Here is a 24,611-nt window from a genome sequence, read left to right as displayed (position 1 = left end):
AGCAGATAAAAAAACGCCTGCCCGAATGGGCAGGCGCACAGACAACACTTACGCGTTACGACTAACAACACGGCAGTCCCATGGCGTCAGCGTCATGGCACCGCTGGCCGGGGAGGCCGACAGACAATCCTGATAACCCGGCGGCAGGGTGATACCTTGCGGCTGGGCGCTAAAGTTCTGGATAAACACAAACGTGGTGTCACCGTCGGTACGCGCCGTCGCCACTACCCCTGGCGGTAGATCCACTGCCAGGGCGCGCGGCAATGCCAGTTCGTCGATGAGCGCAGAGAAGAAGTCGCGCTGAAACGCGAGATCGTTGCGCGACGCCACGTGCCAGGCCTTGCCTTTCCCGACATGATTCACCGTCACGGCCGGGCGTCCGGCATAGAAATCATCCCGGTAGGTTGCCAGCGCCTGGGCGCTTTCAGTGTGGATAAGCTCGCAGAGATGACGCACCTGATAAGGCCCCTGGAGTCCGGCCTGATTGCCCGCCAGCCCTTGCACCAGATTGCGTTCCCCCTCGGCCAGACAGTCAATCTCTTCCGCCCAAATGCCCAGCAGCTTACGCAGTGGCCCCGGAAAGCCCCCGAGATAACAGAGGTCAGATTCATTCACGATCCCGGTCCAGTACGAGGTCACCAGATGCCCGCCGTTGGCGACAAACGCCTCGGCGCGCTGTGCAAACCCCTCACGCACCATGTACAGCATCGGTGCAATCACCAGTTGATAACGGCTCAGATCCGCATCGGCGTTAATCACATCCACCGCGATGCCCTGTTCCCAGAAGGGGCGGTAATGCTCATTGACCGTCTTCTCATACTCCATACCGCAGTTGCGCGGGCCTTCAGCATCATCCAGCGCCCAGCGGTTCTGCTGGTCAAAGATGATCGCCACCCGCGCCTCCGTGCGGCAGCCCATCACCGGCGTCAGTGTGTTAAGTATCTCGCCGAGCGCGCAGACTTCACGCCCCACGCGGGTATCGAGATGCCCGACATGATCAACGACCGCGCCGTGGAATTTCTCCACCGAACCACGGCTTTTCCGCCACTGGAAGTACTGCACCGAATCGGCGCCGTGCGCCACCGCCTGCAACGACGACAAAATATGCATACCCGGTTTTTTGAGCTTACTGGTGGGCTGCCAGTTAGTGACGCTTGGCGTTGACTCCATCAACACAAACGGTTTGCCCCCTTTCAGGGTGCGCATCATGTCGTGATACATGGCGGTATAGCAGGCAAGCTGAGTCTCATCTTTATCCCGGTGCCACATCGGGTAGCTGTCCCAGGAGATAAAATCAAGCGGTTCGGCAAGCTGCCAGTAATCGTAATCGTAGAAATACTCCATAAAGTTGGTGGTCACCGGCAACGCGGCGTTCGCGGCTTTCAGTGGTGCAATTTCATGGCGACAGAAGTCGGTAACCTGTGCGGTATTAAAGCGCCGCCAGTCAAGGTTCAGCCCGTGAATTGACACCTCGCCCTGTGGTGACGGCGACTGGATCTGCGACCAGTCGATATAGGTATGGCTCCAGAAATCGCTCCACCAGGCGTGATTGAGGTTCTCCAGCGTCTGGTAACGGGCTTTCAGCCAGTCGCGGAATCGCTGCTGGCATAATGAACAGTGACATTCGCCGCCGTATTCGTTGGAAATATGCCAGCCGAGCACCGCCGGGTGTTGCGCATAGCGTTCCGCCAACAGCGTGTTGATTTTGAAAGTTTTATCCCGGTAAACCGGGGAACTCATACAGTGATTATGTCGCCCGCCATGCAGCGCAGACACCCGATCGCGACCAACGCGCAGGACTTCCGGGTACTGTTGCGACATCCACGCCGGGCGCGCGCCGCTTGGCGTCGCCAGAAATACGTGGATCCCCGCCGCATATAATTTCTCCATAATGGTATCCAGCCAGGCGAAATTAAATACCCCTTCCTGCGGTTCGAGTTTTGACCAGCTAAATATACCCACAGACATCACATTGCATTTTGCCTGCTGCATCATGGCAATGTCTTTATCAATAATATCGGGATAGTTTTCCCACTGCTCCGGATTATAGTCCGCGCCGTGCAATAGCGAGACGACCTTCGGGCTTAAAGGCGCAAATTTATTCATATTAAATATCCTGGAAATGACCACACCACATTAATTAAAGACGTGTACCGACGGCAGTACTTTTCCCTGGCAATCAAAGAGCGCCTGATTTTCGCGCGCGTTGCCTTCTTTCCACTTGTCATTGATATATTTCATTCCCGCCTGCGTGGCCCAGCTATTTCCTGGAACCGCAATCCACGTTGGCTCCCAATAAAAAATACCTTTACCGCGCTGGCCCTGAACATTAATGACCGACTGCATTAAATCGTGGATAAAGTCATATTGCCCCTGTACCGTGCCCGGGTAACCACCGTCTTTCTCTTCCTTTGCCTGGAAGCTGTTTTCTGCGTTATCGCAATTGGCCAGCGTGTAGCCATAGGCCGCTTCCACCACAATCACATCTTTGTTGTAGCGTTTGCTGATGTCGTCCATGTTAGCTTGCAGCGCGCTGATGGGGCCGTTCCAGTAGGTGTACATCGACAGACCAATCACATCGAACGGCACGTTGCGTTTGGTGATTTCATCAAACCACCAGCGGAAGGTGTCATTTTTGGTGCCTTCCGCCAGGTGCAGCATGATTTTCACCTGCTCACCGTTTTTCAGGTTCTCTCTGAGCCCGCCGATCGCCGCGTTCAGCAAGCCCGCCAGCCGATCAAACTCGCCGCCGCCCTGCCCCCAGCTTTTGCCTTCCGGCCACAACATGCCGCTGTTGATCTCATTGCCAATTTGCACCATATCCGGCAGCACGCCCTCCTGCTTAAAGCGGGCGATGGTGTCGCGGGTATAGTCATGAATCGCTGTTTTCAGCTGCGGGTAATCCATTTTTTCCCAGGCTTTTGGCTTGAACTGTTTGCCCGGGTCAGTCCAGAAATCGCTGTAGTGAAAGTCGAGCAGCAGCTTCATTCCCTGCGCTTTCGCCCGTTTTGCCAGCGCAAGCGTGGTGGCGAGATCGTTATTACCGCCGCCGTAAGCCTGCCCTTGCGCATCGTTGGGATCGAGCCACAGACGCAGGCGGACATAGTTCACGCCATTGGCTTTCAGGATGGCGATCGCGTCTTGCTGCTGGTTGTTAGCGTTGTAAAATTTCGCCCCGTGCTTTTCCGCATCCAGCAGCGTGGAAATATCCGCCCCTTTAATAAAATCCACGGGCATGTTGGTAAACGTGCGCGTTGTCAGGGTATCGGCGGCAACGAGGCTTGTGGAAAAACTGCAAAGACATGCCGCAAGCAGAGCGGGTGTAAATCGTTTCATGTGCTTATCCTTTGGTACTGCCGGAGGTCAGGCCGGAGACGAAGTATTTTTGTAATGCCAGATAGAGGATCGCCACCGGCACGGCGATCAGCACCGCTCCTGCCGCATAGGTGGTGTAGCTGGCGCCCATTTTTTGCGCCACCAGGTTATAAAGCCCGATCGGCAGCGTGAATTTGTCCGGGGTGCGTAAAATGGTGCTGGAGAGGATGAAATCCCCCAGCGGCCCGGTGAAGGAGAACAGTGCCACCACCGCCACAATCGGCTTCGACAGCGGCATGATGATCTCGATAAAGATGCGGAAATTACTCGCGCCATCCATGCGCGCGGATTCATCCAAATCGCGCGGGATGGCATCAAGGTAGCCCTTCATCAGATACGTGTTCATTGGGATCATGCCGGCAACGTAGATCAGCACCAGCGCCATATGGCTGTTGATTAATCCCAGTAACTGCGACAGCACAAAAATGGCAATCAGCGCGGAGAATTGCGGGATCATCTGCAATAACAGAAACAGCATCAGCCCGTTTTGCCGCCCCTTAAAGCGGAAACGGGAAAACGCATAAGCGGTAAAGCTGACGCTGATTAATGTCAGCACCATGGTCAGCAGGCTGATCTTCATCGAATTCCAGTACCAGGTCATGTAGTTCACCTGGCCGTTAAACAGGTCAGCATAGTGCTGGAACGACAGGTTTTCCGGAATGATCGACGTACTGAGCAGGCTGTTGCCCGCGTTAAGCGACGCCCCCACCGTCCAGACCAGCGGGTAGATAATCAGCAGCGACACCAGCGCGATCACCAGCCAGGAGAGCGTCAGGCGGATCCACTTCTCACGGCGGATGCTTTGTGATTTAGCCATTTTTCTTCCCTTATGCCATGTCATCATTTTTGAAGGATTTGGTGGCGCGGAACTGCCACAACGCCACGCCGACGACAAAAATCGACAGCAGAATGGTGATGGTCGCCGCAATGGCATACTGCGAAGAGGACATCGTCAGTTTGTAGATCCACGACACCAGAATGTCTGTCCCGCCCGCGTTCGCGCCTGCCACCGCCGGGCCGCCGTTGTTGAACAGATAAATGATGTTGAAGTTATTAAAGTTGAAGGTGTACTGCGTAATGATGATCGGCGCGATGGAGTACAGTACCAGCGGCAGCGTAATGGTGCGCAGCCGCGTCCAGGTTCCGGCCCCGTCCATTTTCGCCGCTTCATACAAATCGTCCGGAATGGCCTGCAAAACGCCCGTGGTCATGGCAAACACAAACGGAAAACCCAGCCAAGTCTGCATCATAATCAACGCCGTTTTCGTCCAGAACGGGTCCGTTAACCAGGCCTTTGGCGCAATGCCAAAGAACGCGAGAATGGCGTTGTTAATCACCCCGAAGGTGTCGTTAAACATCCCGGCAAACACCAGAATGGTGACAAACCCCGGCACCGCCCATGGCAGAATAAAAATGGTGCGCACCAGCGGCTTAAAGCGCAGATCTTTCTGGTTAACGAGGATCGCCAGCAGAACGCCAACGGTGCACTGCAAGGTGGTGGCCAGCAATGTCCACACCACCGTCCATTGCAGCACATCCAGGAAGGTGGAGCGCCAGATAGAGAGCGTGAAAATATTGATGAAGTTCTTAAACGCCACCCAATCCACCAGCTTTGCCGGTGGCGTGTGGTAGAGGTTGTAGTTGGTGAAGGCGATGGCAAAACCAAACAGGATCGGGAAAATCACCACAAAAACCAGCAGGATAAAGCCGGGGGTGATCATCAAATAGGGGAACCCCTCACTCAGCAACAGTTGATACTGTTTGCGTACGCTGTTCAGCGGCTTGCCTTCATCGCGCTTCTTGCCATTCAGCCAGGCGTCGCGCAGCGAGAGGTACCAGACCGTCAGGCCAAACGCGATCACCAGCACGCTGATAATGCCTTCCGCCAGCAAAAAGATAGAGTTATCGCGCGGGACTTCTTCGCCAAGGGTGTATAACCCCCATAATCCTTCCCGCAGAAAATCGTAAAATGTGCCCATAAAACTGGCCAGCAGCACCAGGAAGATCGCTCCCTTCAGCCACTGACGATGATAGAACTGGCCAAAACCCGGCGCGATAGCCAACAGCAGCCCGCACCACGCATGACGCCCTGCGCCGCGCGCTTTGGCAAAATTTTCGCTGGGACTGATAATCACGTACGACTCCTTTTCACAAACGGGAGGCGGCCCTCCCGTTCTGTTACCACAAGCGGTTACTGGTTACTGGCCTGCATGGCTTCGACTTGCATATGGATCTGTTTGGTCGCAGCATCGAGCGCGGCCTGCGGCGCTTGTTTGCCGGTAAGACTCAGCTCCAGCGCGGCGTTCGCCGGCCCCCACACTTCGCCCATTTCCGGGATGCCCGGCATTGCCGTTGCCCGCGCCGCCTGAACGGCAACCGCGCTGGCTTTCTCATCGTTTTTGATAACCGGATCGTCAATCATCGCTTTTTGCGCCGGGATCTCACGGGTGGCGATATAGCGGGTTTTCACGTACTGCGGCTGGTTAATAAATTCGAGAAATTGTTGGGCTAACGCTTTGTCTTTGCTCCAGGTGGAGACGACATAACCTTTCACGCCAAGGAAAGAGCTCATCGGTTTGCCGTCCGGCAGGTTCGGCAGCGGCGCAACGCCGTAATTAATCCCCGCAGCCTCATACGGCTGGAAGGCCCACGGGCCGTTAATGACCGCGGCGGCTTTTTTCTCGGTAAACAGGGAATCAATGGCGTTCAGGCCGTTATCACCGAGAATGCCCGATGGGAACACGCCCTCACTGTAGAATTTTTTCAGGAAGGTCACCGCTTCCACCGCGCCCGGTTTGTTCAGGCCGATATCCTGCGGGTTGTAGCCGCCTTTGTCGTTTTTACCGAACAGGTAACCGCCCATTGGGCCGACCGCGCCCCAGCTGTAATAGATCTGGTCAAATTTCGCCAACAGGCCGTATTTATTCTGTTCACGCTGTTTTTTCGAGTAGTCGAGCCATTGCGTGAGGTTATCGAGCGGTTTGTCGATAAGCTCTTTGTTGTAAATCAGCACCAGCGTTTCCACGGCCTTGGGAACGCCGTATAAGGTGTTGTCCAGACGGAAGGCGTTAATGGACGCGGGCGTAAACGCGTCGGCTTTTTCTTTATCAAGAGTCAGGGGCGTCAGCAGTCCTTGCACCACTGCGCCGCCCAACTGGTCATTCGGGATCACCAGCACATCCGGGCCGATACCGGCCGGGCCATCGAGGCGCAATTTTTCCAGTTGCTGTGCATAAGGCATCTCCTGCACGTTCACTTTAACGTCATACTTTTGTTCAAAATCGCGCACGGCATCCTGGATGCCGACCGACTTTTTGATGTCTTCCCAGACGTTAAGCTGCCGGGTCGCCGCCTGTGCCGGCAGGCTGATTGACTGCGCCACAGCGAGCGCGGAGAGGATCAGTGCAGTAAGGGTGTTCTTTTTCATTATCAACCTCATGTCAAGGTATAACAATTTTGTGGTTTTTATTCCGCAACATCAGGCAACCCATCACAGAGATCACTTGATATTGCTGGGCTTTAAACGCATTCATGCGCCTTATTGAATTTGTTATACGCTACGCTTCACGACGAAATAAAACGAGAATTAACTGCGAGTTGTGTGACCGTCATTCCAGAAATGAAAATTCGATATAGGGTGCAAAAATGCTGGAAGTTATAGTCAGAGCATGAGTTTTAGCGGTTTACCGGCGTTATCGAAAAATTGTTATACGTAAAACAAAATGTTCGAAAACAGGCCTGAAGACCGCCCATCACGGCTACTAATTTTGGGGAACGTTGATGTCCAATATACAACTGAGGAATGTCACCAAACGGTTTGGCGACACAGTGACGCTGAACAATGTGAATCTGTCGATTGAAGATGGCGAGTTCGCCGTGTTTGTTGGCCCCTCCGGCTGTGGTAAGTCCACCATGCTGCGCATGATTGCCGGTCTGGAAGAGGTCAGCGAAGGCGAGGTGCTGATTGGCGACGAAGTGATGAACGACATCGCACCGGCTCACCGTGGGGTATCGATGGTGTTCCAGTCTTATGCTCTCTACCCGCACATGACGGTGGCGGAAAATATGGGCTACGGTCTGAAAGTGAATAAGGTGCCGAAAGAGGAGATCCGTCGCCAGGTGGAGATGGTGGCGAAAACCCTGCAACTGGGGCATCTGCTGGACAGAAAACCGAAGCAGCTTTCTGGCGGCCAGCGCCAGCGCGTCGCCATTGGCCGCGCCATCGTGCGCAACCCACGGGTATTTATGTTCGATGAACCCCTGTCGAATCTCGATGCTGAACTGCGCGTAGAGATGCGTTTGCATATCGCCCGCCTGCACCAGGAGCTGAAAACCACCATGGTGTATGTGACCCATGACCAGGTGGAAGCGATGACGCTGGCAGACAAAATCGTGGTGATGAACTACGGCAATGTCGAGCAGATGGGTTCGCCGATGTCGCTGTACTACAACCCGAAAAACAAATTTGTCGCCGGATTCATCGGATCGCCAAAAATGAACTTCCTGCCTGCAACCGTCAATCACTGGCAGCCGGGAGAAGTGAGCGTGACGCTGGCGCAGGGGCATCAGTTAACCCTCGGGATCACCACCACGCCGCTGCAGGCGGGCGCAGCGGTTACGCTGGGCATCCGCCCGGAACATCTCTCGACGGACGTCACGCGCGGCACACCACTGGCGTTTCAGTGTGAAGTGGTTGAGCGTCTGGGCAACAACACGTATCTGTTCGGTCAGTGCTATGGCCACGACAATATCAAGATCCTGCTGCCAGGTGATGTCCATTTCCGCCCATGGCAGCAAATTACGCTCGCCTTCGACAGCCAGCACTGCATGATTTTTGACGATCAGGATCAGCGCGTCAGCGCCGATATCCCGGTGCCCCATCATGATTAGCCGGTCGAACACGGTAAAGCCGACACCCTGATTTTCTCTTTTGGCGGATAAGTGCTGCTCCGTTTTGCGGGTTTTTCATCAGTAAGGGGTTGTCTACCCTTATCGGTATCAACAGAAACCCTGTGTTAACGGAGCATGTATGAAAGCTATCGCCATTACCCACGCTGCCCGGCACGGCAGCAATCTGGATTTCCTCACCGACATCGACCTGCCGCAACCTGAGGCCCACGGTCACGACCTGCTGATTGAAGTACGGGCCGTGTCCGTAAACCCGGTCGATACAAAAGTTCGCGCCAGTTTCAACGCCGATACGCCACGCGTACTGGGCTGGGACGCCGTGGGTGTTGTGAAAGCGGTGGGCGAAGCCGTGACCCTTTTTCAGCCAGGAGATGAAGTCTGGTACGCCGGGGCGTTGACCCGGCCGGGCAGTAATAGTGAATACCAACTGGTGGACGAACGTATTGCAGCGCTGAAACCGAAAACGCTGGATAACGCCTCAGCCGCCGCCCTGCCCTTAACTGCCATTACGGCCTGGGAGTTGCTGTTCGATCGTCTTGGCGTGCAGGAAAAGGGTAACGAAGGCGACGTGTTATTGATTGTTGGCGCGGCGGGCGGGGTCGGTTCGATCCTTACGCAACTGGCGCGTAAGCTGACACGCCTGACAGTGATTGGCACCGCGTCGCGACCTGCCAGCCAGCAGTGGGTGAAAGAGCGCGGCGCGCATTATGTGATTGACCACAGCAAACCGCTGACGGAAGAGCTGGCACGTATTGGCGTCAAACAGGTTAGCCATGTCGCCAGCCTGACAAACACCGAGGATCACTACCAGCAATTAATCAACGCGTTGCAACCTCAGGGCAAGCTGGCGCTGATTGACGACCCGCAAAGCCTTGACGCGCTGCCGCTGAAAGTCAAAAGCATTTCACTGCACTGGGAGTTTATGTTCACCCGTTCCATGTTCACCACGGCGGACATCATTGCCCAGCATCAGTTGCTGACCCGCGTGGCAACGTTGATTGATGAGGGCGTGTTAAAAACCACCCTTGGCGAACACTTTGGCACGATTAACGCCGCAAACCTGCGTAAAGCCCATGCACTGCTCGAAAGCCAGCGGGCGGTGGGTAAAATCGTGCTGGAAGGCTTTGACAACTGATCCTTTGCCAGGATTATTCTCAAACGTTACAAGCGGATAGCGAAAACCGGTGTCCGCTTTTCCTGCTTTCTCCTGGGTTTGCTTACACTTTTTACCAAAGGGTTATTTTTTCGTGGTTGCTCAGTCGTCAGTTAACAGCAATGATGACCTGCTAATTTATGCAACTACGTGAAATGGATAAGAACAACCTGGAGAGAGTATGCGTAAAACAAAAATGATGCTTCTGGGCGCGCTGTTGGCAACCGCCAGTTCCGCATTTGCCGCACCGCAAACAGCCACTGCTACAGGGCCGCAATCGTACGAGATTAACGAATTCGTCGCTGACTTCACGAAATTCCACATTGGCGATGTGGTGCCGGAAATGTACCGCAGCCAGGAGTACAACATCAAACAGTGGCAGTTACGTAACCTGCCCGCACCCGACGCTGGCAGCCACTGGACCTATATGGGCGGTAACTATGTGCTGATTACCGACGCTGACGGTAAAATTCTCAAAGCCTATAATGGCGACATCTTCTACCACCGCTAAGTAAGGAACGCCTGTGATTATCCGCCGCTGGCAGGAAAGCGATCGGCCGTTTTTACGCACCCTCTATTTGCGCGCCCGAAAAAGCAGCTGGACGTGGCTCGATGCCAGTGCGTGGCGGCTGGAAGATTTCGATGCCGTCACCCTTGGTGAAGCGATTTGGGTGGCGGAAGAGGAAGGTCACCGGATGGGATTCGCCTCGGTCTACGAGAACGATAATTTCCTGCACAACCTTTTTGTGGATCCGGACTTTCAGGGAAAAGGTGTGGGTAGCGCGTTACTCACGCATGCGCAGTCAACGTTTACCCACACCGGGGCGCTGAAGTGTTTGTCGCTTAACGAAGGGGCGCTGAAATTCTATCAGCGCCACGGCTGGCATGTCGAAGCACAGGGCGTCTCACCGCAAGGGGACTATTTGCTGATGCACTATGTGCTGACGCGGTGATCGTCGGCGGCCAGATTTACCCTGCCTGCACCCGATGTGTATCTCCAGGCCTGATTCGCTAAACGCCATCAGGCCTCTATTCTTACACAGCGCGGAAAGCGATATCGCCAGGGATCACTTCACCCTGCCAGTACAGCTGCGCGGCAACGCGCCCGGCAAGCTGGCGGTACAGCGCGGTGAACTCGCTGTCCGGGCGGCTGACCACCGTTGGCGTGCCTTTGTCGAGATCTTCACGCAACGTGATGTGCAGCGGCAACTGGCCTAACAGCTGCGTATGGTATTGCTGCGCCAGCTTCTCTGCGCCGCCAGTGCCGAAAATCGGCTCATGGTGACCGCAGTGACTGCAAATATGCACGCTCATGTTTTCCACGATGCCCAGTACCGGCACCTCGACCTTCTCAAACATGACGATGCCTTTTTTGGCATCAATCAGCGCGATATCCTGCGGCGTGGTCACCACCAGCGCGCCCGTCACCGGAATGTTCTGCGCCAGCGTCAACTGGATGTCGCCGGTGCCTGGCGGCATATCCAGCACCAGATAGTCCAGATCCGGCCACATGGACTCCTGCAACAGTTGCAGCAGCGCCTTGCTGGCCATCGGGCCGCGCCAGACCATGGCGTTATCGTCGGTCACCAGATAACCGATAGAGTTGGTCGCCAGCCCGTGCGCCATGATCGGCGCCATATGCGTACCGTCTGGCGAAGTGGGGCGCTGATCTTCCGCACCCAGCATCACCGGAATGGACGGCCCGTAAATATCGGCGTCGAGAATACCGACTTTCGCCCCTTCCGCCGCCAGCGCCAGCGCCAGGTTAACCGCCGTCGACGACTTCCCTACCCCGCCTTTGCCAGAGCTGACGGCAATGATGTTCTTCACACCGTTAACGCCCGGCTGATTTTTCACACGTTTTAAGGTGGCGATGTTGTAAGAGAGTTTCCAGTCGATGGCGTGCGCGCCGGTAATGCGCAGCAGTTCCGCGCTACATTGCGCCTGCAATTCGCCAAACGCGCTGCGCCAGACAAACGGCATAACCAGCTCGATATGCAGGGTCTCATCCAGCCAGGCGACATGGTGCAACGCTTTTAGCGTGGTGAGATTGTGCTTCAGGGTTGGGTGCTGAAAATTAGCCAGCGTCCCGGCGACCATCGCACGTAAGGCTTCCGGGGATTTGGCCTGGGATTGCGAACTCATCCCGACTCCTTTGTAGTTGTTCTGAAAACGACATTGTAGCTACCCAGTTTACCCTGGGGGTAATAATTATTCATTTACGGATAAATGCCCTTATCGCTTGGCGCAGTAATTCCCCTTTTGGTACTATCGATACCCCTTTTTCTCAAGAAGATGTAATGCCTACTATGACTCAAGTCGCGAAGAAAATTCTGGTAACGTGCGCATTGCCGTACGCCAACGGCTCCATCCACCTCGGCCATATGCTGGAGCACATCCAGGCTGATGTCTGGGTCCGTTACCAGCGAATGCGCGGCCATCAGGTCAATTTCATCTGCGCGGACGATGCGCACGGTACGCCGATCATGCTGAAAGCACAGCAGCTTGGCATCACGCCGGAGCAGATGATTGCCGAAATGAGTCAGGAGCATCAGACCGATTTCGCTGGCTTCAATATCAGCTACGACAACTATCACTCCACGCACAGCGACGAGAACCGCGAGCTGTCGGAGCTGATTTACACGCGCCTGAAAGAGAACGGTTTTATTAAAAACCGCATCATCTCTCAGCTTTACGATCCGGAAAAAGGCATGTTCCTGCCGGACCGTTTTGTGAAAGGTACCTGCCCGAAATGTAAATCTCCGGATCAGTACGGCGATAACTGCGAAGTGTGTGGCGCGACCTACAGCCCGACCGAGCTTATCGAACCGAAATCCGTGGTCTCCGGTGCAACCCCGGTGATGCGTGACTCTGAACACTTCTTCTTTGATCTGCCCTCGTTCAGCGAAATGCTGCAAGCATGGACCCGCAGCGGCGCACTGCAGGAACAAGTGGCGAACAAAATGCAGGAGTGGTTCGAATCCGGCCTGCAACAGTGGGATATCTCCCGCGATGCGCCCTACTTCGGGTTCGAAATCCCGAATGCGCCGGGCAAATATTTCTACGTCTGGCTGGACGCGCCAATCGGCTACATGGGGTCGTTCAAAAACCTGTGCGACAAACGCGGTGACACCACCAGCTTTGACGAGTACTGGAAGAAAGAGTCCGACGCCGAGCTGTATCACTTTATCGGTAAAGACATCGTTTATTTCCACAGTCTGTTCTGGCCTGCGATGCTGGAAGGCAGCGGTTTCCGTAAACCGACCAACCTGTTCGTTCACGGTTATGTGACGGTGAATGGCGCGAAGATGTCCAAATCCCGTGGCACCTTTATCAAAGCCAGTACCTGGCTGAACCACTTCGATGCCGACAGCCTGCGCTACTACTACACCGCGAAGCTCTCGTCACGCATTGATGATATTGACCTGAACCTGGAAGATTTTATCCAGCGCGTGAATGCCGATATCGTCAACAAAGTGGTGAACCTCGCTTCCCGTAACGCTGGTTTTATCGCCAAGCGTTTTGACGGCGTGCTGGCGGCGGAACTGGCGGATCCGCAGCTGTACAAAACCTTTACCGATGCCGCAGCCACCATTGGCGAAGCATGGGAAAGCCGCGAGTTTGGTAAAGCGGTGCGCGAAATTATGGCGCTGGCGGATGTGGCGAACCGTTATGTCGATGAGCAGGCTCCGTGGGTGGTGGCAAAACAGGAAGGCCGCGATGCCGACCTGCAGGCCATCTGCTCAATGGGCATCAACCTGTTCCGCGTGTTGCTGACTTATCTGAAGCCAGTACTGCCGTCGCTGGCGGAGCGTGCGGAGGCGTTCCTGAACACCACGCTGGAGTGGGATGCCATTGACCAGCCGCTGCTGAGCCACAAAGTGAATGCGTTTAAAGCGCTGTATAACCGCATTGAGATGAAACAGGTGGAAGCCCTGGTGGAAGCCTCTAAAGAGGAAGTGAAAGCGGCCGCCGCTCCGGCGACCGGCGAACTGGCGGATAACCCGATTCAGGAGACCATCAGTTTTGATGATTTCGCCAAAGTCGATCTGCGCGTAGCGCTGATTGAGAACGCCGAATTCGTTGAAGGCTCCGATAAGCTGTTGCGCCTGACGCTGGATCTGGACGGTGAAAAACGCAACGTCTTCTCCGGTATTCGCTCTGCGTACCCGGACCCGGCTGCGTTGATTGGTCGCCTGACGGTGATGGTCGCCAACCTCGCTCCGCGTAAAATGCGCTTTGGCATCTCCGAAGGAATGGTGATGGCGGCAGGTCCTGGCGGGAAAGATATCTTCCTGTTAAGCCCGGACAGCGGCGCAAAAGCGGGCCAGCAGGTCAAATAAGTCAAAAAGGCGCTGATATCAGCGCCTTTTTTCTATACTGAACAGACTCAATGAGACACAGGGGAACATCGTGAAATTCAGTCAACTTATTGCCGCACTCTTTTCTGTCGCGTTGCTGCTCGGCCTGAGTGGTTGTGAGGAAAAAGAGCAGAGCAAATCCTTTCAGTGGTCCGGTCAGGGTACAGAAATGACGCTGACCTATTACTATAAAGATGACAAAGTGCTGCGCCAGACGGCAAACAATAAGTTTGACTACGCCGCCGTCGGTGTGAAGAGCAAAGAAGAGGCAAAAAGCATCCTCGGCCCTGTCAGCCAGAAATACCAGAACATAAAAGGCATCACGGAAAAGGTGGATTACCAGGACACCTACGCGCTGGAAACGCTGAATGTGGATTACAGCACGGTGAATTTTGCCGATTTGAACGCCCTGCAGGGTGCGGAATTCACCGGCGAGGTGAAAGACGGCATCAGCATGAAAAAGTCAGAAGCGTTGTTAAAAGCGCGCGGCTTTAAAGAGGTGAAATAAGCGACATTGCCCGATGGCGCTCACGCTTATCGGGCCTGCAACAGGTGCCTGCACAGGCCGGATAAGGCTCAGCCGCTATCCGGCCTGTTTGCGTTAATTCTGTGGTTTTTGCCCTTTCGCCGCCAGGCCGCGCAGGAAGTAGCGCAAAAACTGGTCGCCGCATTCGCGGAAATTCTTATGCTCCGGCGCGCGCATCATGGCGGTGATTTCCGGCATTGAGACGCGGAATTGCTGGGCGGTGAGGATCGCCAGAATATCGTCTGTCTTTAATGAAAACGCGATGCGCAGCTTCTTCAGCACGATATTGTTATTCAGCTTACGCTCGGCAACCAGCGGTGGCGCACTCTCATCCTTGCCGCGTTTCTCGTAGATCAGGCCGTTCAGAAAAGCGGACAACACAATATCCGGACACGGCTGATAACCCGCTTCGTCCTCTTTGCGCAGCCAGGGGGCTAACTGTTCGACGGTGACGGGCGTGTCCGCCAGCGCCAGGATCCGCACCAGTGCAGCATTGTCCACTTGCAGGGTGTAACGCAGGCTGCGCAGGATATCGTTATTAAGCATGTTGTTTCCCGGAAATGATGAACCAGCGCGCAGTTTAGGCATCGCGCAGGAATTTACAACCCCAGCGCCTCTTTTAAATTTTTCAGATAGCGGCGACTTACCGGCACCGTCAGGCCATCGCGCAGCAATAATTCCGCCTGCCCGTTATCTTCAAGACGAATTTCTTTCAGGTGCGCCAGATTCACCAGATACTGACGATGACAGCGGATCAGCGGCGTACGGCTCTCCAGCGTGCGCAAAGTCAGCTCGGTAAACCCCTCTTTGCCTTCATGGCTGGTCACATACACCCCGCTCATCCGGCTGCTGACAAACGCCACCTCCTCCATCTGCAACAGCCAGATGCGGCTATGCCCGGTGCAGGGAATAAACTTCAGCACGTCCTGATTTTCCGGCAATACGGAAACATCCTGTTCATTACGCTCCTGGCGCAGACGGGTGAGCGTTTTCTCCAGCCGACGCGCTTCGATGGGTTTGAGCAGATAATCAAACGCGTGCTCTTCAAAGGCCTGCACCGCGTATTCATCAAACGCGGTCAAAAACACCACATAAGGTCGGTTTTCCGGATCCAGCATGCCGACCATTTCCAGCCCGCTGATGCGCGGCATCTGAATATCCAGAAACAGGACGTCCGGGCGCAGCTTATGCACCGCGCCAATCGCTTCAACCGCATTGCTGCACTCGCCAACAATCTCTATATCACTCTCTTCCTGGAGCAGAATACGCAGGTTTTCCCGGGCCAGCGGTTCATCATCAACAATCAGCACTTTTAACATGCGTGTTCCTCCAGCGGGAGTCGTAAGGTAATGCGGGTAAAGGTGTCCGGCTCACAGGCGATGGTGATCCCGCATTCGTTGCCGTAACGGGCGCGCAAGCGCTTATCCACCAGGCTCATGCCCAACCCGCTGGCGTCGCCCTTCGGCTGGTACAGACCCGCGTTATCTTCAATCGCCAGCAGCAGATGTTGCCCTTCGAGACTGGCGTTGATGGAGATTTCGCCGACGCCAAGCAGTTGTGAGGTGCCGTGTTTGATGGCGTTTTCCACGATCGGTTGCAGGGTAAAGGCGGGCAGATGCAGATGCGCGAGCGTTTCGGGCACGTGCAACTGCACCTGTAAACGCGACTGGAAACGCGCTTTTTCAATTTGCAGATAGGCGTTCACATGCTCGATTTCGTCCGCCAGCGTGACAATCTCCGACGGCCGCTTCAGGTTTTTGCGAAAGAAGGTCGACAGATACTGCACCAGCAACCCGGCCTGATCGCTATCACGGCGGATCACCGCCTTCAGCGTATTCAGCGCGTTAAACAAGAAATGCGGGTTAACCTGTGCGTGCAGCAGTTTGATTTCTGACTGGGTAAGCAGCGCTTTCTGACGTTCATACTGCCCGGCCAGGATCTGCGCCGACAACAACTGGGCAATGCCTTCCCCTAACGTGCGGTTAATGGAGCTGAAGAGACGATTCTTCGCCTCATACAATTTAATGGTGCCCACCACGCGCTGGTTCTCACCGCGCAAGGGGATCACCAGCGTCGAGCCTAATTTGCAGTGGGGGTGCAGCGAGCAGCGGTACGGCACTTCGTTGCCGTCAGCATAGACCACCTCCCCTGTCTCGATCGCGCGTTGCGTCCACACCGATGAGATTGGCCTGCCGGGCAGATGGTGATCGTCACCGGTGCCGGTAAACGCCAGCAGTTTTTCGCGATCGGTGATCGCCACCGCGCCGATTTCCAGCTCCTTATACAGCACCTGCGCCACCTTCATGCTGTTCTCTTCATTAAAGCCCTGGCGCAAGAAACCTTCCGTCGAGGCGGCGACTTTCAGCGCAGTGGCGGAAAACGCCGAGGTGTATTTTTCAAACATGGCGCGCTTATCCAACAGGATGCGCATAAACAGCGCGGCGCCCACGGTATTGGTCACCATCATCGGCGCGGCGATGCTCTGCACCAGGTGCAGCGCGCTGTCGAACGGCCGGGCAATCAACAGAATAATCAGCATCTGTATCAGCTCCGCCACGCAGGTCACCGCACCTGCGGTAAACGGGCTAAACACCAGATCGGTGCGCCCGCGCTTGATCAGAATGCTGTGCATCAGGCCGCCGAGCAGCCCTTCAACAAAGGTAGAGATCATACAGCTGAGCGCCGTCATGCCGCCCATCGAGTAGCGATGCAGACCGCCGGTTAACCCCACCAGGCCGCCAACCAGCGGGCCGCCGAGCAGACCGCCCATCACCGCGCCAATCGCACGGGTATTGGCGATAGAGTCTTCGATGTGCAGACCAAAATAGGTGCCGAGAATGCAAAAAATGGAGAAGGTGACATAGCACAACAGCTTGTGCGGCAGACGTACCGTGACCTGCATCAGCGGAATAAACAGACGCGTTTTGCTCATCAGCCAGGCGATGACCAAAAACACGCACATTTGCTGGAGCAGTAGCAACACCAGATTGAACTCGTACATACCCGCCAAACCACATCAACCGAAAGCGCGTAACATACAGGGAGTCGCTGCGCGTTTCTTTGAAGCTTTCCAAAAAAATGCCAAATCGTGCTCAATATCACAAAGTCATCCAGCGGAATAAACCCATAACGCAAATTTTCAACCGCAAGCCCGGCCGCGATAAACACCAGCTACAGTTAGTGTGGGGAGAGTGCAGGCAAAGGTGAAACCATGGCGCTTTACACGATCGGCGAAGTGGCAGTGTTGTGTGATATTAACCCCGTTACGCTGCGCGCCTGGCAGCGGCGATACGGATTATTAAAACCCCAACGCACGGATGGCGGGCACCGTCTGTTTACTGACGCGGATATTGACCGTATCCGGGAAATCCAGCGCTGGATAGACACTGGCGTCCAGGTCAGTAAAGTACGCTCACTGCTGTATAACGAAACGGAAGAGGCACATAACGGCTGGCGCGCCCAGCAGGAAACCGGGCTGCACTATTTGCAGGAGGGCAACCTCAACCGGCTGCATGTGTGGATCAAAGAGCGCGCCCGCGACTACCCCGCCCGGACGCTAAACACCTGGCTGTTCACTCCGTTACGCCGCCGTCTGCAAAGCGCACAACCCGCATTGCTGGGTCTGCTGGATGGCGCGCTGATCAACCATATCTCCGTTTGTCTGGCATCGGCGCGGAAAAAAAACGATAAACACGCGCTGGTGATCGGCTGGAATGTTCAGGACACCACACAGCTGTGGCTGGAGGGCTGGATGGCAAGCCAACAGGGCTGGCGGGTGGATGTGCTGCCCCATTCACTGTCGCATGTACGCCCGGAGATGTTCGAGGGCCAGACATTGTTAGTCTGGTGCGGCGAGACGCCATCCGCCACGCAGCAGCAACAGCTACTGGCATGGCGCGATGCCGGTCATACGGTCTACCTTCTCGGTATTTAATGTTTTATCAACAACCCGGCTCCCTTTATACTACGTGTCTTAACAAAAGGAGCAAAAAATGAAGCCTGGTAAAATTCTCGTCATCACCCTTTTTCTGCTGATGGCGATCGGCGGGATCAGCGGCGTGATGCTGGCGGGTTATTCGTTTATTGTACGTGGCGGTGCCGGTTAAGCAGGCTCGCCAGCCGCTCGAACCCTCTGTCGACAATCACCGCCGCCAGCGCGACCAGCACGGCGCCTTGCACGACATACGCCGTGTTAAACCCGCTCAGCCCGATAATGATCGGCGTACCGAGCGTGCTGGCTCCCACCGTTGAGGCAATGGTCGCGGTGCCGATATTAATGATCACCGACGTTCTCACCCCGGCGATGATCACCGGCGCCGCCAGCGGTAACTCCACCTTCCACAAACGCTGCGCGCCGCTCATGCCCATACCCTGCGCCACGCTTTGCACACCGTCGGGAACGGCGGCAATACCTGCCAGCGTGCCCTGCAAAATCGGCAGCACGCCATACAGCACCAGCGCAATGATCGCCGGTTCTTTGCCAAAGCCCATTACCGGCACCGCAATAGCCAGCACCGCTACGGGCGGGAAGGTTTGCCCCACCGCCGCGATGGTCTCCGCCAGTGGGCGAAACTCACGCCCGGCCGGGCGCGTCACCGCGACAGCCACCCCAACACCCATCACAATGGCGATCACACTCGAGACCGCCACCAGCGAGAAATGTGCGGCGGTAAGCGCCAGAAAACTCTCCTGTAAATAGACCGGACGCGGCAACTGCGGGAACAGCGCGCTAAATATCCCGGCGCTGTGCGGCAGCCAGAGCAGTAGCGCGATAAACAACGCCACCAGCCATAACAACGGATCACGCAGGTACGTCACCGGAGGCCTCCACACGCAGCAGATCGCGAAAATGCAGCGTACCGCAATGTTGCCCCTGCGCATCGCAGACGGGTAACACATCGCACTGCCGGGCAACAAAGGCCGACAACGCCTCGCGCAGTGACATATCGTCACGCAGCGGTTCACCGTCCACCGGCGGTTCGTGTCGCAAATAGTCGCGCACCTGGCGTAGCGACAACAGGCGCACGCCCAGCTCGCTGCGACCAAAGAATTCACGCACAAAATCGTTACGCGGCGCGGTCAGCATGTCCAGCGGCGTCCCCTGCTGCACCACTTCGCCGTTATCCATTAACACCAGATGATCGGCCAGTTGCAGCGCCTCATCAATGTCATGAGTCACCAACACGATGGTGCGCCCAAGCAGACGGTGAATCCGCACCATCTCCTGTTGCAAGGCCGCGCGCGTCACCGGATCCAACGCACCAAACGGCTCGTCCATTAATAACACTTCCGGATCCGCCGCCAGCGCTCTGGCCACACCGACCCGCTGCTGTTGCCCGCCGGAAAGCTGATGCGGGAAACGTTCGCGCAACGACGGCTCCAGCCCCAGCAGCGCCATCAGCTCATCCACGCGGGCATTACTTTTGCTCCGCGACCATTTTTGCAAATGCAGCACGGTGGCGATGTTTTGCGCCACCGTCCAGTGCGGAAACAGGCCAATCGACTGAATGGCGTACCCCATACGGCGGCGAAGCGCAAGAACAGGCTGCTGGCGAATATCCTCTCCGGCAAACAGAATGGTTCCTTCGTCGTGCTCCACCAGCCGGTTAATCATCTTCAGCGTGGTGGACTTTCCTGAACCCGAAGTGCCAATCAGCACGGAAAACGCACCGGTTTTAAAGTGCAAATTAAGATGGCTCACCGCCCGCTGCCCGGCGAAAATTTTACTGACGTTGTTAAACTCAATCATGGCTGTTTCACCTTCAGCAGCGCTAACCCTAATCCGAACAACGCATCCACAACAACCGCCAGTGCAATCACCGGAATAACCCCCAGTAGCACCAGATCCAGCGCACTGCTCAGCAGCCCCTGGAAAACCAGCGCGCCAAACCCGCCTGCGCCAATCAACGCAGCGATCACCGCCATTCCCACGGTCTGCACAGAGACCACCCTCATGCTACGCAGCAACAGCGGCAACGCCAGCGGCACGCGCACATGCCAGAAGCGCTGGCGGGCGCTCATGCCCATCGCACTGGCGCTTTCCAGCACCTCCTGCGGCACCTGGTTCAGCCCCGCCACCACACCGCGCACCATCGGCAACAGCGCATAGAGAATCAGTGCAATCAGGGCGGGGGTCATGCCCGTTCCGGCAATACCGAAACGCGACAACCACGGGAAATGCAGCACCAGCCCGGCGAGCGGCGCAATCAGCAGACCAAACAGCGCGACTGAGGGAACAGTCTGGATAACATTGAGGATGGCGAACACCGGCCCCTGGCGCAGCGGGTGGCGGTAGCACCACAAACCAATGGCAAAGCCGATCGCCAGCGCAGGCAACAGCGTGCCCAGCAGCAGCGTCAGGTGTTGCGCCAGTGCGTCGTTGAACACATCCTGGCGGTTCGCGTATTCACGCAGCAGTGAGAGATTATCCAGCTCGCCGCTGAGCAGCAGAAAAAGCGGTAGCGCCCAAATCTGAGCATGCAGCAGCCAGCGCCAGACCGGATGCGCGGCAAAACGTCGAATGGCGTCGCTACAGACCAGCAACGCCAGCGCCAGCCACAGCCACAACCCGCTACCGGGCGAGGTGCGGGCCAGCGCACTGCCGTTTTGCGCAAGATCCGTCGCCGCACGGCCTGCGCTCCAGACCAGCAGCCAGACCAGCACTTCCGCCAACAGCAGCGTCGCTATCTGCGCGCCCCGCCCCGGCACAAAACTGAATACCAGCAGCAGACACGGCAGCAGCAACCACAGCGCCGAAAAAAGCTGCCACAATGCCCGACTTTCGCCGGAGACCAGACGGTTGGGCGCATAGTTAATAAACGGCAACCCGGTCGCCGCCAGCGCCAGTATCCCCAACAGCAACAGCACGCGGTTATGGCAGCGTAATGATCCCTCCATCACGCGGCTTATTTCACCAGGCCTTTTTCTTTCAGATAATCCGCTGCCACTTTCTTCGCATCCAGCCCTTCAACGGCAATGCTGGCGTTCAGTTTTTGCAGTGTTTTCTCATCCAGGCTGGCAAAAACAGGCTTCAGCCACGCATCCAGTTGCGGATACGCTTTCAGTACAGCTTCGCGCACGACCGGGGTCGGGGCATAGATGGGCTGCACGCCTTTCGGATCGCTCAGCGTTTGCAGCCCCAGTGCCGCAACCGGGCCGTCGGTGCCGTAAGCCATTGCCGCATTCACCCCGGACGTTTGCTGCGCTGCCGCTTTAATCGTCACCGCCGTATCGCCACCGGCCAGCGACAACAGTTGATCCTGTTTGAGGGTGAAGTTGTAGGCTTTTTCAAACGCCGGCAGCGCATCGGTACGCTCAATAAATTCCGCCGACGCCGCCAGTTTGAATACACCGCCCGCTTTCAGGTAGCGGCTGAGATCCTCAAGGGAAGTGAGGTTATTTTTCTGCGCCACATCCTGGCGCACCGCAATGGTCCAGGTGTTGTTGGCAGGCGCAGGCGTCAGCCATACCAGCTTGTTCTGCTCAGCATCGAGCTTTTTCACTTTCTCGTAGCCCTGCTGCGCGTTTTTCCACGCGGTGTCGTTCTCATCTTTGAAGAAAAACGCACCGTTACCGGTGTACTCCGGGTAGATATCCAGCGCACCTGAGGTGATCGCCCCGCGGACCACCGGCGTGGTGCCAAGCTGGACTTTATTGACTGTTTTTACGCCATGACTTTCCAGTACCTGCAAAATGATATTGCCCAGCAACGCGCCTTCGGTATCGATTTTAGAACCGACTTTAATGGGCTCCGCCGCCTGCAAAGGTAAGCTCACGCTGGCAATCAGCGCCAGTGAACAGGCAATCTTCTTCGTGATTGTCATTGTCTTTTCCTCAGTTTTACTGCCTTTTTCAGCAGTTTGAGAAAAAAGCGTAGCTGAAAAATAGCGGCTTTGTCGCGTTAACAATTTAAACGATAAAGGAATAAGGTATAGCGAAGACAATCGGGCCGGTTTCCCGGCCCGAAAGGGATTAGCGGAGTTCGAACTCGCCCTGTTTAACACGGGCGGAATCAACGCCGATAAAGACGTTAAATTTGCCAGGTTCCGCGTCGTATTTCATGCGCTGGTTCCAGAACTTCAGTGCGTCAACATCAATCGGGAAGCTGACGGTTTTGGTTTCACCCGGTTTCAGGTTCACCTTGTCAAAACCACGCAGTTGTTTCACCGGGCGGCTCATGGAGGCTGTCACATCCTGCACATACATTTGCAGCACGGTTTGACCTTCACGTTTACCGGTATTCGTCACCTGCACGCTGGCCGTTACTTTGCCGCTGCGCGTCAGAGTCGGCGCAGACATTTTCACATCGGAAACGCTAAAGGTGGTGTAACTCAGACCATAACCAAACGGATACAGCGGGCCGTTGGCTTCGTCGAAGTAACGGGAGGTGTATTTGTTCGGCTTATCGGCATCGTACGGACGACCGGTATTGAGGTGGCTGTAATAGACCGGAATTTGCCCGACCGAGCGCGGGAAGGACATGGGCAACTTCCCGGACGGGTTGTAATCGCCAAACAGCACATCGGCAATCGCGTTACCACCTTCCGTACCGGCAAACCAGGTTTCGAGGATCGCATCCGCTTGCTGATCTTCTTTGACCAGCGCCAGCGGGCGACCATTCATCAGCACCAGCACCAGCGGTTTACCGGTGGCTTTCAGCGCGGCGATCAAATCTTTCTGACTCTGCGGAATGGTGATATCGGTGCGGCTGGAGGCTTCATGCGCCATCCCCTGCGCTTCACCCACAACAGCCACCACGACATCCGATTTCTGCGCCGCCGCCACGGCTTCATCGATCATTGCTTTCGGCGAACGGGGGTCGACCGCCACCGCCGGTTCATACAGATTAAGGAAGTTAACAATGTCTTTGTCGTTGGTAATGTTCGCGCCTTTGGCGTAAACCACGTTGCCTTTGCCCGCCAGCGCATTACGGATGCCGGTAAGCACGGTAACGGATTGATCGGCCACGCCTGCCGCAGACCAGCTGCCCATTGAGTCACGCTTGCTGTCCGCCAGCGGCCCAATCACCGCCACGGTACCGGACTTTTTCAGCGGCAGGGTGTCGAGGCGGTTTTTCAACAGCACCAGACTTTCCCGCGTCACTTCACGCGCTTCTTTGCGATGTAAACGGCTCTCAGCATTGGTGTCTTGCGGATCGCTCTCTTTCGGGCCGAGGTGGCTGTAGGGATCGTTAAACAACCCCATATCGTATTTCACGTTCAGAACATGACGGGTCGCATCATCCAGCTCCGCCATGGTCACTTTGCCGGATTTCACAAGCCCTGGCAGATACTTGCTGTAGTACTCATCGCTCATGCTCATATTGATGCCGGACTTCAGCGCCACGCGCACGGCGTCTTCCGGATCGGCAGCGGTGCCGTGTTTAATCAGCTCTTTGATTGCGCCGTGGTCGGAAATGGTGATGCCCTTAAAGCCCCACTCATCGCGCAGCAGATCTTTCAGCAGCCAGGCGTCCGAAGAGGCTGGCGTGCCGTTGAGCGAGTTAAGCGCCACCATCACCCCGCCGCTGCCGGCATCCAGCGCCGCTTTATAGGGGGGCATATAGTCGTTGAACAGACGCTGCGGGCTCATGTCCACGGTGTTGTACTCTTTGCCGCCTTCCACTGCGCCATACGCTGCGAAGTGCTTGACGCTGGTCATCACCGAGTAGCGGTCCGCCGGGCTTTTGCCCTGCATCGCTTCGACCATCGTGCGGCCCATGGTTTCCGTCAGATACGTATCTTCACCGAACCCTTCGGAGACGCGCCCCCAGCGCGGATCGCGGGAGACGTCCACCATCGGCGCCCAGGTCATGTTCAGGCCGTCATCAGCGGCTTCATAGGCCGACACCCGGCCAACGCTTCTCACCGCTTCAAGATTAAAACTGGAGGCCAGACCGAGGCTAATCGGGAACACGGTGCGCTGACCGTGAACCACATCGTAGGCGAAAAAGAGTGGAATTTTCAGACGGCTAAGCTGCAGCGCCTGATCCTGCATGGCGCGGATATCCTGGCGGGTGACGGTGTTAAAAATGGCGCCAACCTGGCTCACTTTGATCATGTCGCGAATCGCCTCTTTTGGGTTATCCGGACCGACACTAATCAGGCGTAGCTGACCAATTTTTTCATCAACAGTCATTTTTTTGAGCAAGTCGGTGACAAACGCATCCCTTGCTTCCGGCGTCAGCGGATGGTTGCCAAACATCTCATCCGCCAGTGCGGGTTGCAGCGCAAGGCTCACGGCGACACCTACAGAACATAGCCATTTCATGTCGTTTTACTCTCTTGTA

The 24,611-nt window shown here is 56.0% G+C and carries 22 protein-coding genes; 8 read left to right on the top strand and 14 right to left on the bottom strand.

The window, feature by feature from the left end; translation table 11 throughout:
* Positions 1 to 48 precede the first annotated feature (48 nt).
* From N7922_RS08725 to N7922_RS08705, 5 genes are read right to left on the bottom strand one after another with little or no spacing between them, the layout of a single operon-like run.
* Entirely contained in the window at positions 49 to 2,106 is a 2,058-nt protein-coding gene (locus N7922_RS08725) for a beta-galactosidase (protein ID WP_263100150.1), read from the bottom strand.
* 30 nt (positions 2,107 to 2,136) lie between these two features.
* Positions 2,137 to 3,336, bottom strand: coding sequence for an arabinogalactan endo-beta-1,4-galactanase (locus N7922_RS08720; protein WP_263100149.1), 1,200 nt, complete (start codon positions 3,334 to 3,336; stop codon positions 2,137 to 2,139).
* Between the two features lie 4 nt (positions 3,337 to 3,340).
* Positions 3,341 to 4,192 (bottom strand): sugar ABC transporter permease, encoded by an 852-nt coding sequence (locus tag N7922_RS08715; protein WP_263100148.1) that lies wholly within the window; start codon positions 4,190 to 4,192, stop codon positions 3,341 to 3,343.
* A gap of 10 nt (positions 4,193 to 4,202) precedes the next feature.
* Positions 4,203 to 5,510 carry a carbohydrate ABC transporter permease gene (locus N7922_RS08710; RefSeq protein ID WP_263100147.1) on the bottom strand — a complete coding sequence of 436 codons (1,308 nt, stop codon included), beginning with the start codon at positions 5,508 to 5,510 and terminating at the stop codon, positions 4,203 to 4,205.
* A gap of 56 nt (positions 5,511 to 5,566) precedes the next feature.
* Positions 5,567 to 6,802 (bottom strand): extracellular solute-binding protein, encoded by a 1,236-nt coding sequence (locus N7922_RS08705; RefSeq protein ID WP_263100146.1) that lies wholly within the window; start codon positions 6,800 to 6,802, stop codon positions 5,567 to 5,569.
* 353 nt (positions 6,803 to 7,155) lie between these two features.
* Between N7922_RS08705 and N7922_RS08700 the strand changes: the two genes are divergently transcribed.
* The 4 genes from N7922_RS08700 (at position 7,156) to N7922_RS08685 (ending at position 10,389) form a co-directional block, all read left to right on the top strand.
* Positions 7,156 to 8,265 (top strand): ABC transporter ATP-binding protein, encoded by a 1,110-nt coding sequence (locus N7922_RS08700; protein ID WP_263100145.1) that lies wholly within the window; start codon positions 7,156 to 7,158, stop codon positions 8,263 to 8,265.
* A gap of 139 nt (positions 8,266 to 8,404) precedes the next feature.
* Positions 8,405 to 9,418 carry a zinc-binding alcohol dehydrogenase family protein gene (locus N7922_RS08695; protein WP_263100144.1) on the top strand — a complete coding sequence of 338 codons (1,014 nt, stop codon included), beginning with the start codon at positions 8,405 to 8,407 and terminating at the stop codon, positions 9,416 to 9,418.
* A gap of 199 nt (positions 9,419 to 9,617) precedes the next feature.
* Entirely contained in the window at positions 9,618 to 9,947 is a 330-nt protein-coding gene (locus N7922_RS08690; RefSeq protein WP_263100143.1) for an RcnB family protein, read from the top strand.
* A 13-nt stretch (positions 9,948 to 9,960) separates the two neighbouring features.
* Positions 9,961 to 10,389 (top strand): GNAT family N-acetyltransferase, encoded by a 429-nt coding sequence (locus tag N7922_RS08685; RefSeq protein ID WP_263100142.1) that lies wholly within the window; start codon positions 9,961 to 9,963, stop codon positions 10,387 to 10,389.
* Between the two features lie 82 nt (positions 10,390 to 10,471).
* On the opposite strand, the gene apbC is transcribed toward N7922_RS08685, so the two are convergent.
* Entirely contained in the window at positions 10,472 to 11,581 is a 1,110-nt protein-coding gene (apbC, locus tag N7922_RS08680; protein ID WP_263100141.1) for an iron-sulfur cluster carrier protein ApbC, read from the bottom strand.
* A gap of 164 nt (positions 11,582 to 11,745) precedes the next feature.
* Between apbC and metG the strand changes: the two genes are divergently transcribed.
* Both metG and N7922_RS08670 read left to right on the top strand, forming a co-directional pair.
* Positions 11,746 to 13,779 (top strand): methionine--tRNA ligase, encoded by a 2,034-nt coding sequence (gene metG / locus N7922_RS08675; protein ID WP_263100864.1) that lies wholly within the window; start codon positions 11,746 to 11,748, stop codon positions 13,777 to 13,779.
* Between the two features lie 70 nt (positions 13,780 to 13,849).
* On the top strand, positions 13,850 to 14,305 hold the full coding sequence (locus N7922_RS08670; RefSeq protein WP_263100140.1) for a YehR family lipoprotein: 456 nt from the start codon (positions 13,850 to 13,852) through the stop codon (positions 14,303 to 14,305).
* Between the two features lie 93 nt (positions 14,306 to 14,398).
* On the opposite strand, the gene N7922_RS08665 is transcribed toward N7922_RS08670, so the two are convergent.
* Genes N7922_RS08665 through N7922_RS08655 form a run of 3 tightly spaced genes read right to left on the bottom strand, consistent with a single transcriptional unit; the run spans position 14,399 to position 17,324 of the window.
* The gene (locus N7922_RS08665) at positions 14,399 to 14,869 is read right to left on the bottom strand and encodes a DUF1456 family protein (protein WP_263100139.1); all 471 of its coding nucleotides are present in this window, start codon (positions 14,867 to 14,869) and stop codon (positions 14,399 to 14,401) included.
* Positions 14,870 to 14,922: 53 nt separating this feature from the next.
* Positions 14,923 to 15,642 (bottom strand): two-component system response regulator BtsR, encoded by a 720-nt coding sequence (gene btsR / locus N7922_RS08660; RefSeq protein ID WP_263100137.1) that lies wholly within the window; start codon positions 15,640 to 15,642, stop codon positions 14,923 to 14,925.
* Positions 15,636 to 17,324 (bottom strand): sensor histidine kinase, encoded by a 1,689-nt coding sequence (locus tag N7922_RS08655; RefSeq protein ID WP_263100136.1) that lies wholly within the window; start codon positions 17,322 to 17,324, stop codon positions 15,636 to 15,638. Before N7922_RS08655 ends, btsR begins: the two co-directional genes overlap by 7 nt.
* Positions 17,325 to 17,534: 210 nt before the next feature.
* Here N7922_RS08655 and mlrA point away from each other — a divergent pair, with 210 nt between their 5' ends.
* Together mlrA and N7922_RS08645 are read left to right on the top strand one after the other, a co-directional pair.
* A complete protein-coding gene (mlrA, locus tag N7922_RS08650; protein WP_263100135.1) occupies positions 17,535 to 18,257 on the top strand; it encodes an HTH-type transcriptional regulator MlrA in 723 nt (240 codons plus the stop codon).
* Between the two features lie 58 nt (positions 18,258 to 18,315).
* Positions 18,316 to 18,429, top strand: coding sequence for a protein YohO (locus tag N7922_RS08645; RefSeq protein WP_263100133.1), 114 nt, complete (start codon positions 18,316 to 18,318; stop codon positions 18,427 to 18,429).
* Here the strand turns inward: N7922_RS08645 and N7922_RS08640 are convergent.
* From N7922_RS08640 to bglX, 5 genes are all read right to left on the bottom strand, one after another.
* Positions 18,404 to 19,141, bottom strand: coding sequence for an ABC transporter permease (locus N7922_RS08640; RefSeq protein WP_263100132.1), 738 nt, complete (start codon positions 19,139 to 19,141; stop codon positions 18,404 to 18,406). The two genes, N7922_RS08645 and N7922_RS08640, sit on opposite strands and share 26 nt — an antisense overlap.
* Positions 19,125 to 20,072 carry an ABC transporter ATP-binding protein gene (locus N7922_RS08635; RefSeq protein ID WP_263100131.1) on the bottom strand — a complete coding sequence of 316 codons (948 nt, stop codon included), beginning with the start codon at positions 20,070 to 20,072 and terminating at the stop codon, positions 19,125 to 19,127. The genes N7922_RS08640 and N7922_RS08635 overlap by 17 nt, the downstream gene beginning before the upstream one ends.
* Positions 20,069 to 21,220, bottom strand: a complete 1,152-nt coding sequence (locus N7922_RS08630) for an ABC transporter permease (protein ID WP_263100129.1) — start codon at positions 21,218 to 21,220, stop codon at positions 20,069 to 20,071. Before N7922_RS08630 ends, N7922_RS08635 begins: the two co-directional genes overlap by 4 nt.
* 8 nt (positions 21,221 to 21,228) lie before the next feature.
* Positions 21,229 to 22,146: an ABC transporter substrate-binding protein gene (locus N7922_RS08625; RefSeq protein WP_263100128.1), complete on the bottom strand. Its 918-nt coding sequence runs from the start codon at positions 22,144 to 22,146 to the stop codon at positions 21,229 to 21,231.
* A gap of 148 nt (positions 22,147 to 22,294) precedes the next feature.
* Positions 22,295 to 24,592, bottom strand: a complete 2,298-nt coding sequence (gene bglX / locus N7922_RS08620) for a beta-glucosidase BglX (protein WP_263100127.1) — start codon at positions 24,590 to 24,592, stop codon at positions 22,295 to 22,297.
* Positions 24,593 to 24,611 lie beyond the last annotated feature (19 nt).

The organism is Kosakonia sp. ML.JS2a, from assembly GCF_025642095.1.
In the GTDB taxonomy this organism is placed as follows: domain Bacteria; phylum Pseudomonadota; class Gammaproteobacteria; order Enterobacterales; family Enterobacteriaceae.
This window is presented reverse-complemented; position numbering and strand designations above follow the sequence as displayed.